This is a genomic window from Parabacteroides vesiculifaciens, from assembly GCF_049860805.1.
Taxonomy (GTDB): domain Bacteria; phylum Bacteroidota; class Bacteroidia; order Bacteroidales; family Tannerellaceae; genus Parabacteroides.
In genome coordinates, this window is record NZ_CP187555.1 from 276,698 (window position 1) to 289,895 (window position 13,198).

At 42.1% G+C, this 13,198-nt stretch carries 8 protein-coding genes; all 8 read left to right on the forward strand.

What is annotated here, in order from left to right:
• Positions 1-208 precede the first annotated feature (208 nt).
• The 8 genes from ACPYIV_RS01130 to ACPYIV_RS01165 all read left to right on the forward strand — a co-directional run bounded on the left by ACPYIV_RS01130 (position 209) and on the right by ACPYIV_RS01165 (position 13,196).
• Positions 209-1,438 (forward strand): hypothetical protein, encoded by a 1,230-nt coding sequence (locus tag ACPYIV_RS01130; protein WP_425885106.1) that lies wholly within the window; start codon positions 209-211, stop codon positions 1,436-1,438.
• 66 nt (positions 1,439-1,504) lie between these two features.
• Entirely contained in the window at positions 1,505-2,488 is a 984-nt protein-coding gene (locus tag ACPYIV_RS01135; protein WP_425885108.1) for a FimB/Mfa2 family fimbrial subunit, read from the forward strand.
• An 8-nt stretch (positions 2,489-2,496) separates the two neighbouring features.
• Positions 2,497-4,998 carry a DUF4906 domain-containing protein gene (locus ACPYIV_RS01140; protein ID WP_301703732.1) on the forward strand — a complete coding sequence of 834 codons (2,502 nt, stop codon included), beginning with the start codon at positions 2,497-2,499 and terminating at the stop codon, positions 4,996-4,998.
• Between the two features lie 217 nt (positions 4,999-5,215).
• Positions 5,216-5,770 carry an RNA polymerase sigma factor gene (locus tag ACPYIV_RS01145; RefSeq protein ID WP_301703731.1) on the forward strand — a complete coding sequence of 185 codons (555 nt, stop codon included), beginning with the start codon at positions 5,216-5,218 and terminating at the stop codon, positions 5,768-5,770.
• Between the two features lie 44 nt (positions 5,771-5,814).
• Positions 5,815-6,900: a FecR family protein gene (locus ACPYIV_RS01150; RefSeq protein WP_425885110.1), complete on the forward strand. Its 1,086-nt coding sequence runs from the start codon at positions 5,815-5,817 to the stop codon at positions 6,898-6,900.
• Between the two features lie 118 nt (positions 6,901-7,018).
• Positions 7,019-10,474, forward strand: coding sequence for a TonB-dependent receptor (locus ACPYIV_RS01155; protein ID WP_425885112.1), 3,456 nt, complete (start codon positions 7,019-7,021; stop codon positions 10,472-10,474).
• Between the two features lie 20 nt (positions 10,475-10,494).
• Positions 10,495-12,288, forward strand: a complete 1,794-nt coding sequence (locus ACPYIV_RS01160; RefSeq protein ID WP_301703727.1) for a RagB/SusD family nutrient uptake outer membrane protein — start codon at positions 10,495-10,497, stop codon at positions 12,286-12,288.
• A gap of 224 nt (positions 12,289-12,512) precedes the next feature.
• A complete protein-coding gene (locus tag ACPYIV_RS01165) occupies positions 12,513-13,196 on the forward strand; it encodes a porin family protein (RefSeq protein WP_425885115.1) in 684 nt (227 codons plus the stop codon).
• Positions 13,197-13,198 lie beyond the last annotated feature (2 nt).

The window sequence follows — 13,198 nt, forward strand, 5'->3', positions numbered from 1 at the left end:
ATGAGGTATTAATCAGTGTTTTATCTTTTTTTTGAGATGCTTATTTTTACTTGGGGAAAGCTTTTTTGGCTGATTTGGATATAGAAAATATTTAAATTGAAAAAATAAGATAAAAGTAACAACATTGTACGGTAGAAAGTGTTTTTACTGTATATATTTCTATTATTAATTATTAAAAAATGAAATTATGCTTAGAAAGGTGTTTTTTATGACTGTATCAGTCCTTCTTCTTTCCTCCTGTAACAAAGAAGAATTTGTGGAAAATGGGCTTTCTACTGAAAGTAAAAATGTTGTGCTAAGTGTGAAGCAGGAGGCATTTACAAAGGGTATTACCGATCAGAAAGGAACTACTGAATATGCTCTTTTAGAATCTGGAAAACTTTATTTTTTGGATGATGCTTATACCAGTATTTTTCAGCGGAGATTGACGGCAGCTGAAGTACAAACATTGGCGAATACGAAAACTACGGCTACAAGTGGTAATACGGTGACTATAACCGGTGTTCCGGCAACTGCCAAATATATGTATTTTATGGCTAATATCAAGACGGACGCTGGCCAGACACTGCCCGTTGTCGAAGGTTCCACAAGTACCGATGCCCGGTTGCGTATGGATAAGCTACAAGGTGATGCCGTAAATGTGCCGATGTCAGGGCTGAGTCCGGCTTTTACTCTGTCAAGTGGTAATACCTACAATGCATCGGTCGAATTGACCCCAATTGTGGCACGCCTTGAATTAGCGAGGGTCACTTGTCAGGATAAAACGGTTGGAAGCCCTATCAATACTGATATTACGGGATATAAACTGGCCGGTGTCTACGTGAATAATGTAAATGAATCTGTTCGTCTCGATGCTACACCTTACTTGAATGCGCCGGTAAACATTACGAGCCAGTCAGGATGGTCCGGTTCGTCTTGGACTAGTTATTTCGATAACAATGTGAATTTCCCTTACTATTCAGGCGGTTCGTTTACGCCTCCTGCCAGCTGGGTTGCTAGTACCTACGTGGATTATTGTACTCCGACAAGCTCAGGCCTCGTTTTCTATCCGGATGTGACGAATGGTTCCACAACGACTGTCCCAACTTCCGGCCTTAACAAATCATGGGCCTACCAGGTTTGCCCCAGTTCCGCTCTCCCATCAGGGCAGACTACTCCGGTGGCTGATATTCCGCATCTTATTTTGAAGTTGACGGATGTCACTTATCAGAATAATCCGGAAGGTGCCACGACGTTGTATGTTTTGGTTAGCAAATATAAGGATAAAGTAACCGGTAATAACATCTTAGAGTTTAAACGTGGTTATGTATATCGTATTGAAAATCTGATTTTTACTCAGAATCAAGCTGCTAATAAACCGTATGACAGCAATCTCTCGGTTGTATGTACCGTCACCGTTAAGCCTTGGGTGATAACGTCTATTGATCCGGTTTGGTAGTTTGAGGCGCGAGGGTCGTTTTAATGTTTATGTTGTTAAAATGGCCCTTTTGAAAAAAATGAATTTATGAAAAGTATATCTGTAAATATAATATTTGTTTTGACATTGCTTTGTGTGCAAAGCTGCATCAAAGAGGATATCGTTCCATGTAAAGATAATACTTTGCTGTTGAAGTTCGGATATACGCTTAATAATCGTTATACTAATTTGTTCGGTTCGGATGTGTCTGAAATCGCTGTGTATATCTTTGATGACAAGGGAAGGTATTTGGAGATGTCTTCCGAGGCCGGAGAGATTTTGACAAATGATTACATCATGTCCGTCCCTTTGCCTGAAGGAAGTTATCAAGTTGTGGCATACGGCTATGGCAGTGGATTGAATACCTTTTCGATAGGGACGCTCGATCGTTTGACAAACAAGTTTGATAGCAAGTTAGAAACAGGTATGACAGATATACAGGATCTGCGTATTATGCTTGAAAATAGAGAAACCCAGGAGGGATATTTGGAACCAGTGGCAGTTCCTCGTGATCTTTTTTTCGGTTATGCTGCCCATGCGGTTTCGAGCTCTGATGCCAACAGCTTGACTTATATCGATTTGATAAAAAACACAAAAAACGTAATGGTGAAAATAACCGGATTGAATGCTTTGGCGAATACTTCGGCTATTCCAGATATATATATAACATCAGTCAATGGCAGGTATAAATTTGATAATACCATAGATATGGCACATCGTATGTTTAAATACGTCCCAACTCATATTTCAACCGGAGACAATCAACTTGAAGCAAATTTCAAAATGATGCGGCTTGTATTGGATCATACTTCTATATTAACCATAGAGGAACCCGCGATATCCAGGGTTATATATAATCAGGATATGATAGAGAATATAAGACTTAATCCGAAGTATTCTTCACAAGAAAATATAGATAGAGAAGATACATTTGTCTTTGAAATAAATATCACTAAAAATGATCATGATATTGTGATATCATTATTAGTTAATGGGTGGAAAATTAAAGATGTTATTCCTGTAATAAATTAGATATTGATATGAAACGGATTCTGAATATATTATTTATAATTATGCTTTCTGCTTGTACGTTGGAGGAGGAAGAACGTGTGTTGAACGAGTCTGCTTCTGTCAATTATACTTTTACTCTTGCGACGGAAGGACATAGGGTTTCGACCCGGTCTTTAGTATCTGCTGTAAATGAAAATAATGTGAATGATTTGAATGCTTTTATCTTTGACGCTTTGACTGGCAAAATTGTTACGTTTAAATATTTTTCTTCGGCGGAGATGTCGAATATATCCCTTCCGATGTTGATTAGCGGGACATCTGGGAGCCGTATATTTGCTTTTATAGCCAATGCCGGATCGGCTATTGGCAGTACAGTCGCAAATTTAACGGATCTTAATGGATTAAAAAAAATCATTATGTCGGGTACAGGTTTTTTATCAGGCAATTATGTCCCCATGTCTGCCATTACGGATGTGAAAATAATCAATATGCCTGCCGGATCACTTTCGGGAATATACAATCTTGGCGAAATAACATTGGAGCGTCTGACGGCTAAAGTGACTGTAGTTGTTGATAAATCCGCTCTCGAATCCAGCACGATTGTTACTGTCCGTTCCATACAGCTTAAAAATGTGCCGAAAGTTTTTAGCTATATAGCTCCCAACTCGCCAACGACAGCGACGACGACATTTGTCGATGGTGATAATATAACGGTAAACGACGGAAACCTGGAACCGAAGGATCCTACGGGGAATAATCTTCCGCATAATTATGCGACCCCTCTTTATATGGTTGAAAATATGCAAGGGACACGGGCTTTGCCGACTAATGTTCCTGGAGAAGAATGTACTTCTTCGAAAACGCAGATTCCGCTAAAGCCGGGGCAGTGTTCCTATATAGAGGTCACGTGCGAATACCGTTCTACTCTGCCGGCCGGAGAACAGGACGGGCTGGTGACCTACAGGGTTTACCTGGGACTCGACCTTAAAGATAATCATTGGAATAATTTTGATGTGAAACGGAATGTCTGGTATCAGGCTACGCTGAAACTTACCGGGCGTGGAGGAGCCAATGAGGTGTCATGGCGCATCGTGACAGATCTGGTTCTTCATAAAGGCGAAGATTATCCGTGGGGGCAAGGAGGTTTCGCTTATACCATAGACCCGTCGGACTCGCGTTTTTGGAGTGTGGAAAGCCCTTATCAGAATACGGCTGTTCCGTTTGCATCAAGTAATGCCAATATACACCCTGAAAATGAATATTCCGAAGGGCGTGGTGTGACTTATCTTAATGGTAATTCTTCTAATTTAAAAGCCATTTACCAATGTTGGAGATTGAATGGAGATAAGGGGATTTCACTTACTGATGTCACGAAAACTATTTATTTTTTGCCTTCGCAAAATCATATCCAGATGATAAATATCTATTTTAATGCTCGTACGTATCCTGTCGGGTTATATTGGAGCTCAACCCAGTTGATTGATGGAACGAGCAATGCTAACCAGTATGCCAGAGCCATTTCTTACGCTAACTTCGGGGAGGCGCAGACGTATGCGAGTACCTCGACTATGGGATATTCGCGCTGTCTGATGGAACCCGACCGGACTTACCGGTTCGAGATAGCCGCATTGTCGACGCCCGGCAATCCGGTTTATTATCCGCTCCAGGCAGCTCCTAATATCAAAACGTATCCTTATTACCAAAGTGGTGTGTATCCTGTTATCGTGAATCAGGAGATGTGGAACTATGGAGGTTCGATCGGGCTTCAACCACGCGGAATCGTTTCTATCTCTTTGCGTACGGGTGCACCTTATGAAGCGTTAACAGCGAACTATCATACCGTGCGTAAGCCTTATATGATGATTAGGGTGGCAAAGAGTGATTGCGATAAGAATGGTAATCCGGTTGTTAACAGTGCCGTCACACGTTCTACGATGAATTGGTATGAGGCTGTCGGATATAATGTACCCGGCAGTACCGAGCCGGATCCGGCGACTCCGACGATAAATCCGGTTCGTACAGGGTGTAATGCTTATTACGAACGTAGCGATAAAAAGGATTTGGGTACATGGCGTGTCCCCACATCCTTGGAATTGATGCAGCTTTGGGTAATGGGGGCAGGGGTAAAAGGTACGACTTCGGTCGATCCGAATTATACATACGCAATAAGTGGGAGTGGGACAAATGTATCTATATCGACAGTACGTTTACTTCGTTTGTCTCTGATGTATCCGACGGTCAATCCTCTTTGGGGGGATGTCAGTACGGTGACAAGTAATATCTCAAATATAAATTACGTGTGGCCGGGTGGCTCGGCAACGACTCCTTATGCATTAAACAAATTATATTGGTCGTCCACTACTTCTCCGAATACAACGCCGGCCAACGCGTATGTGATGATGCTTGATTTCTATTCGGGAGATTCATATACCGGAATAGGTTCCCGTACGGCAGGATTTCCCAGGAAAAAAGGACAGGGGCTGTTGCGTTGTGTGAAAGATGTGACCGAGGCGACGCGATACCAACAGTAGGTAGTAGTGATAGAATGTTTGTTCTGATGTGAACTGGAGATATTTAGAGATCTTCTCCCTGAGTTGTCCTACCATTCGTTATAAAAACAGACTTATAGTAAAAATGCTACTTTAACTTGTAATATCTTTTTCATCTGAAAATAATATGGTTTTCTTTTTTTAATTGATAAATAAGGTTAATTTTGTCCCCCGCAGAAAAGATCTTGTATTTATAGATATGCATGATATATCGGAAGAAAATCTGTGGCAGTTATGTTTGGAAGGAAATAGAGAGGCGTTTAAGGAAGTATATTGCCGTTTTTATTCCCATCTTTATCATTATGGCTTGAAATTGGTTTCCGACAAAGAATTAGTAAAAGATTGCATCCAGGACATATTTATAAAGATCATTCAGAACCATTCCGCACTTTCGCCGACTTTAAACTTAAAAGGGTATTTGATTAAAACGTTACGTAATAAGATTATCGATACGATCGAAAAGGAAAGGAGTTCGGATGACCTTGATGACTATAAGGATATGTTTACCGTGGAAAATACTTTTGAAAATGAAGAGGATAAGGACTCTTATGCCGGCCTTATGCATGCCTTTTCCGAATTATCTTCGCACCAGCAGGAAATTATCTATCTTTATTATGTAAATGAGCTGAAACATGAAGATATTGCGGAGATATTAGGCATAAATTATCAGTCCAGTAAAAACCTATTGTTCCGGAGTCTGTCCAAATTAAAGAAAATATATTTAGAAAAAAAACATTTTTCCCGGAAAAAGTGAGTACCGAATCTGTTTCTGTCCGTAATAAGGGTAAAAAGCCATTCGTGAATAGAGAACAGAACATAAAGGATAGAAACTCTTTTTTCCAGGCAGGACGGGATTTGCTGGAAAAAGTGCATGAAACGGAATCAGTAGACCGTGACGATGTGCTTTTGTCTTGGAAAGAAGTCGAATCCCGGCTCGAGAGTGAACATTCGCATAAATTGCGGATTCGGTATGTGTTTTCGGCAGTAGCGGCTTCTGTCGCTATTTTATTGGCTGTTGGGATCGGATTCTGGAAATATGGAAATGATAAGCCGGGCGTTTCCCTGAGTTTGTTGGAACAGGAGATTCCTGATTTGCCGGATAATGAAGTGGTGTTGTTTGCCCAAAACGATAAGATGCAACTGAAAGATGAAGCTTCGGTCAAATACCGGGAAGACGGGCAGCCGGAACTGGATGAACAGGTCGTAAAGAAGATATCAGGACGGGAAAAAGAAGACGCTAGGAAGGCAATCAACCAGATTGTGGTGCCCAAAGGACGAAAAGCCGATATTATCTTTTCAGATGGGACGAAAATGTATGTCAATGCCGGTTCCCGTGTGATCTATCCTGCCGTATTCGAGAAAGGCAAACGTGAGATAATTGTCGAAGGGGAAGTTTATTTGGATGTAAAGAAAGATCCTGCGCGACCGTTCATTGTCAAAACGAAAGATTTTGAGGTGAAAGTGCTGGGTACTCAATTCAATATATGTGCTTATAAGGAAGATTTAGTTTCGTCGGTTGTTTTGGTGGAAGGCAAAGTCGAGGTGGAAACCACAAATAAAGAAAAGGCGGTATTAAGTCCTAATCAGTTGATTTCGATAGATGATGAAGGAACGGAAGTCAAAGAAGTGGATGTTTTTGAATATATCTGCTGGAAGAATAATATGATGCTATTGAATAATCGCACGGCTGGAGATGTTTTCGAACGACTGTCCCGGCATTATGGACGCCAGATAATGTATGACGGTGAAGTGAAAAATATCCCGGTTTCGGGAAAATTGGATTTAAGGGAAAAACCGGAAGAAGTTGTTAACATTTTGTGCCAATCTTTATATCTGACTTATGACGTGGATGAAAACAAAAACATAATCATATCTAAAAAATAAAAGCCTATGTAAACTCTTTTTTAATTAAAAAAGAGTCGAACGATGGATCAGATCGTTCGACTCAAAAGTCTTGTTTAATCTAAAAATTTATGTATCAAAGAAAAAACGTTACAAATGTATGAAAAAGAATGAAGAAATCGATCGAAAATCGACTCATTTTCTCAAAAGTGCTTGCTTAGCCTTATGTCTGGTCAGTTATGGAGGATCTGCCGTTTATGCGGAATCTTCTTATGCTGCGCAAACCATGCTAACGGTTCAGATGAACGGACGAAGCATTAAAGATGTATTTTCCTACATCGAGAAAAACAGTGAATTTATTTTTGTGTATCATGGTTCGAACATCAATGTGAACCGGAAGGTGAATGTAGATGTGACGAGCCGCAGTGTTGAAAACATTTTGCAGCAGATGTTCGAAGGAACGGATATTGAGTATATCATCAACGACCGCCAGATCATCGTGCGCAAAAAACAGGTCACTGAAAAGTCGGCATCGGTTCCTGCCGTGCAACAGGAAAAGAAAATCACCGTCACGGGAAATGTGAAGGATGCAAACGGGGAGCCGTTGATAGGGGTGAATGTCGTGATCAAAGGGACGACAATCGGAAGTGTTACGGATATCGATGGTAATTTTTCTTTGGCGGACGTGTCTCCGGGTGCTGTTATTTCGATTTCTTATATCGGTTATCAAGCACAGGATGTACCGGCGAATGCAACGATGCGCATTGTCTTGAAAGAGGACAGTGAGGCTTTGGACGAGGTTGTCGTTATCGGTTACGGCGTGCAGAAAAAAGTCGACCTTTCGGGTGCTGTGGCAACTGTTTCGACTAAAGTGTTGGAAAACCGTCCGGTTTTGACAGTGGGGCAGGCTTTGCAAGGATCGGTTGCCAATATGACCGTATCGATCGGTAGTGGCCAAGCAACGGATTCTCCTTCCTTTAATATACGTGGTACAACTTCCATCAACGGTGGTGATCCGCTGGTTGTTATCGATGGTGTCGTTTCTTCGTCGGAAGAACTGAACCGGATGAATCCTTCTGATATCGGTAGCATCTCTGTCTTGAAAGATGCAGCTTCGGCGGCTATTTACGGTTCACGTGCCGCGTTCGGTGTAATTTTGGTGACGACAAAGACGGCTGGACAGGAAAAACTGACCGTTAATTATAGTAATAACTTTGCAATGCGAAAGTTGAGTAGTGTGGCCGAAGTAATTACGGATCCCTATACGGTGGCGAAAGCTCGCAATGATTTCTATTATCCCTGGGGAGTTAACCACAACCAGGAAGAATTGGAATATGCAAAACGAGTATCGGCAGACCTTGGCTTATCTCCATATTACCTGAAACCGGATGGTACGTATGCCTATTTCGGTCAAACCGATTGGTTTGGAGAGGCTTATAAAAACTTGGCTTTCTCTACGAACCATAATGTCGATGTTTCCGGAAAGACGGATCGCCTGAACTATTTTTTCTCTGCCGGTTATAATTTTCAAGACGGTATGGTTACGCATGGTACGGATAAGTTCAACCGCTATAATCTGCGTTCTAAGTTAGATTTCAAACTGACTGACTGGTGGGCGCTCGGCAATAATACGAGCTTGGTGATCTCGGATTATGAATCCCCTAATTATCTGGATGAAAGTTATTACTGGGAGATTAACCGTAAAAGTTCGTTGTCTCCGGTTCTGAACCCGGATGGTTCTTATACAAGTACTGGTGCCGATGTCTTCGGTCGGATGGCAGACGGTGGACGGTGGTATCAAAATAAAACGACTTTGACCACACAGTTTACGACCAAGATAGATATCATAAAGGATGTTCTTTTTGTCAATGGCTCGTTTGCTTATGTCGCTAACCGAAACAATGAAGACGGGGCTACCTTGTCTGTTCCTTTCCGTAATGGTCCCGAAACTCCGGTGCTGTATAAGGACGCTACCTCGTCAGCTTATTTCAATAATACGGAAGCTTCGACGGTGACTTTCGATGCGTATGCCACTTTTCATAAAGTGTTCAACGACAAGCATGATTTTACGGCAATGGTCGGTTACAATCAAGAGAATTGGAGCGAGTCGTATGAGTATGCAAAACGTGCGGAGCTGATCACGGATGGTTTACCCACGCCTAATCTGGCAACAGGCGATATGACGATTATCCAGCGTCTACGGGAGTTGTCTTTCCGAAGCGTTTTTGGCCGTTTGAATTATACCTATGATAATCGTTATATTTTGGCAGTCAATGCACGTTATGACGGGACTTCACGTTTTCCGACCGATTCACGTTTCGTATTTAACCCATCCGCATCTGCTGCATGGGTCATTTCACAGGAAAACTTCTTTGAACCTTTGAGAGACGTAGTCAATTTCCTTAAGTTCCGTTTTTCTTACGGTAGTTTGGGTAACCAATATCTGAAAGATAATTATTATCCTTATCTAGCAACGATGAGTTCCGGTAAAACAAAACAAATTTTGGATGGTAAACAACCTGTTTACGTTTCTGCTCCGGGATTGGTGGCCGGTGATTTGACGTGGGAGACGGTGACGACTGCCGACTGGGGTATGGATGTAAACTTCTTTAATAACCGCCTGACGGCAACTGTTGATGGATATATACGCCGCACGAAAGATATGTTAAGGAGCGGGGCTCAATTGCCATCGGTCTTGGGTACGGCTGTTCCGTTAGAGAATGCAGCAGACTTGAAGACTACCGGCTGGGATTTGACGATAAACTGGCGCGACCAGTTCAAGCTGGCTGGTAAACCGTTTAACTATAGTGTCGGTTTCAATATTGGCGACAGCCGTTCATGGGTTACGAAGTTCGCCAATACGACAGGTATTTTAGAAGAGCATTATGTTGGCAAGGAATGGGGTGAAATCTGGGGACTGGTTAACGATGGTTTCTTCACTTCGCAGGAAGATATTAACAATAGTGCCGATCAGACGGAGATTGATCCGTATCCGGGTAATCCGCCGATGGCTGCAGGAGATACCAAGTATAAAGATTTGAACGGGGATAAAAAGATCAACAAGGGTGCCAATACGTTGGATGATCATGGCGATTATACGATTATAGGCAACGATCAGACTCGTTATGCATTCGGGTTTAATCTCAATGGCGACTGGAACGGATTCGATTTCAGCCTGTTTGTTCAAGGTGTCATGAAAAAAGATTATTATCCGGCAAAAGACCCGTATTTCTGGGGTATGTATTTTGATCCGTGGACTAATCTGACGAAAGGTAATTATTATGACCATTGGACTGAAGATAACACTAATGCTTATTTTCCGCGTGTCAAATCTTACCAGGCGTATGTGAAGGATAGGGGATTGTATGTCCCGCAGACGCGTTATCTGCAGAATGCGGCTTATGCCCGTTTGAAGAATCTGACGGTCGGTTACACATTACCCCGGCAATGGACGGACAAGTTGAATATCAGCCGTCTTCGTGTCTTCTTTTCCGGTGATAATTTGTGTGAGATCACAGGTCTTTACAAATATTATAAGATAGACCCGGAATGTCTGGGCGGACAAAAGTACCCATTGCAACGTTCCTATTCTTTCGGTTTAAATGTTACATTCTAACTTTCAGGGAGGTATAAATTATGATCAAAAATATTATTAAAATATGGATGTTCGGATGCATCGGTCTTTTGGGATTGAACGGATGCAACGACTCCTTTCTGGAAAAGTATCCGGAAACTTCGATTACGGAAGACGGATTTTTCAACAATGCGAGTGATTTGGAAGCCTATACAAACGGGCTGTATGAAAATATCGTTTCAGGCTATATGGATGTACCCTCCGATAATGTCGTTTCGTCGAAAGATGAAACAATTTACCGCATGATGCGAGGGGAAGTTAATCCGGATAATAGAGATGTTTGGGATTGGAAAGCTATCCGGAATGTCAATTTTATGTTGGCGAGGGCCGGTAAGGCTGTGGGAGACGAGGCCGAAATTAACCATTATATCGGATTGGCACGTATGTTCCGGGCAAAATTGTATTATGATCAGGTATTGGCATATTCCGATGTACCTTGGTACAGTCGCGATTTGCAGACGACGGACACAGAGCTACTTTATAAAACACAGGATCCCCGTTCATTAGTGGTCGATTCTATCATGGCTGATTTGGATTTTGCAGTGAACAATATGCAGGATGGAGCGGCAGCGGCTACTCGCTGGTACAAAAACGGAGCTTTGGCTATTCAAGCACGTATCGCCTTATCGGAAGGTTGTTGGCGTAAATACCATCCTGAATTGAACTTGGACGATTCTGAGCGGTTCTTGCAGATTGCGATAGATGCTTGCCGGAAGGTTATGGATTCGGGACTATATGATTTGACGACAGCCAAATCCGGGGAGATCGAAGCCTATGAAGCGTTGTTCTGCAGCCAGGATTTGAGTAATAATAAAGAGATGATTATCTATGAGGATTATGATTTGGCTTTGGGGCGTTTACATAATGCCGGGGGTGGTCTGTTTGACTTTGAGTTCGGTTTGTCACGTGATTTGATGGAGGACTATCTGGTTATCGAAGATGGGAAGACAAAACGTTTTCAGGATGTACCCGGCTATGCAACTAAAAAGTTTACTGAAATATTCGAGAATCGCGATCCCCGTATGCGGCAAACCTTCATGGTGCCCGGTTTTATTCGGGCAAACGTGAATGAACCGCACCGTCCAAAATTAACAATGGGTGGTTATACCCAGGTGAAGTTTTCGCCTCGTACAGCTGACCAAATTACTTATGGTAAGTCTTATACGGATCTGCCTCTGATTCGCTATGCCGAAATCCTGTTGATGTATGCCGAAGCAAAAGCCGAATTGGGAGAGTTGACGCAGGACGATGTGGATAGGACGATCAACTTGTTGCGTGATCGCGTAGGGATGCCGCGTGCTTCGTTGGCAGACTGGTTAAGCAATATCGATCCGGTCCAGGCGAATCGTTATTCGAATGTCTCTTCATTACAGAAAGGAGCAGTCTATGAGGTGCGCCGCGAACGTCGTATCGAGTTGGCGTGCGAAGGTTTCCGCAAAGATGATTTGAGGCGTTGGGGCTGCGGTAAATTGTTTGAGCATGTGCCGGAAGGAGTTTATCTGGAAACCGGCTATTTGGATGTGACCGGTGACGGACAACCTGATTATGCAATTGTGGCTACACAGGCGGACGCAGATGCTATTCCGCAGGCGGATAAGGATAAATACAATCTGCAGGTTGAAGTATTGGATGGCAATACCTATTCGCTTACCGATGGCAACAAAGGATATATACGCATGGTTTCGCAAATTGGCCGATGGACCTTTGTTGATCCGAAATATTATTATACCCCACTTGCGACAAAAGATTTGATTTATAATCCGAATCTGGTCCAGAATAAATATTGGGCTGAATGACAGGTTGTTTATGATATCTGCATCCGATAATTAGTGATTCGGATATAATCTTGAATAAAAGTGCACCAAAAAGATTTGTAGGATCTGTTGATGCACTTTTTATTTGGTATGCTGTCTATTCTTGATGTTTATCGTAGAAACGTAAAAAGATTGTAGTGTAAACAATATCTTTTTATAATATCTGTTTTAAATAGGAAATAGATAATTATTAAATGTATTGTGAAATGAAATATATCTTTTTTAGCGTATGTCTCTTTATAATGGCCTTAGGAAAGGAAGTCCGGGCGCAATCGCCTGTCTCTTTCCATGCAAAGGCAGGAGCAGGAATTTCCAGTTTCTGGGGAAAGAATACGGATGGAAAGGCTAAGTTTGCCTATAAGGTCGGAGTCGGAATGGATTATGCCTTTAATAAGGTTTGGTCTTTGCAGCCTTCTGTGAATTTTGTTTCGAAAGGTTATAAGGAAGAGGAGGCAGGCATTGGTAAAGCGTCGATGAACGAACTTTATCTGGAACTTCCGATTATGGTTGCGGCTCGTTTGGACCTTACGAAAAACTCAGGATTGGTTCTCTCGGCAGGATCTTATGTAGCTTATGGCGTAGGCGGTAAAACCTCTGTCGTCGTTGAAAAAAAGATACCGACAATGGTTGGTTATGAGACAGTGGAGGATAAGTATAAGTTAGATACGTTTGGTCATATAAACGATGGAAAAATGGGAAATAGGCGTTTTGATGCCGGGATCGGTTTGGGTATAACCTATGAGAATCGGAATATCATCTTAGGATTGGAAAGCCAGTTGGGTTTGGTCAATGTAAATGACAAACTTAAAGAGGTTGCAGAGCTTACAGGGCTGGACGACTTTGCTGCAAAGAATATATCTGCATTTGTTACGGTTGGCTATAAATTTTAGGG

Excerpts from the sequence above, each read along its gene's own strand:
- ACPYIV_RS01130 (WP_425885106.1), top strand. The coding sequence starts at position 209 with ATGACTGTATCAGTCCTTCTTCTTTCCTCCTGTAACAAAGAAGAATTT.
- ACPYIV_RS01135 (WP_425885108.1), top strand. The coding sequence starts at position 1,505 with ATGAAAAGTATATCTGTAAATATAATATTTGTTTTGACATTGCTTTGT.
- ACPYIV_RS01140 (WP_301703732.1), top strand. The coding sequence starts at position 2,497 with ATGAAACGGATTCTGAATATATTATTTATAATTATGCTTTCTGCTTGT.
- ACPYIV_RS01145 (WP_301703731.1), top strand. The coding sequence starts at position 5,216 with ATGCATGATATATCGGAAGAAAATCTGTGGCAGTTATGTTTGGAAGGA.
- ACPYIV_RS01155 (WP_425885112.1), top strand. The coding sequence starts at position 7,019 with ATGAAAAAGAATGAAGAAATCGATCGAAAATCGACTCATTTTCTCAAA.
- ACPYIV_RS01160 (WP_301703727.1), top strand. The coding sequence starts at position 10,495 with ATGATCAAAAATATTATTAAAATATGGATGTTCGGATGCATCGGTCTT.
- ACPYIV_RS01165 (WP_425885115.1), top strand. The coding sequence starts at position 12,513 with ATGAAATATATCTTTTTTAGCGTATGTCTCTTTATAATGGCCTTAGGA.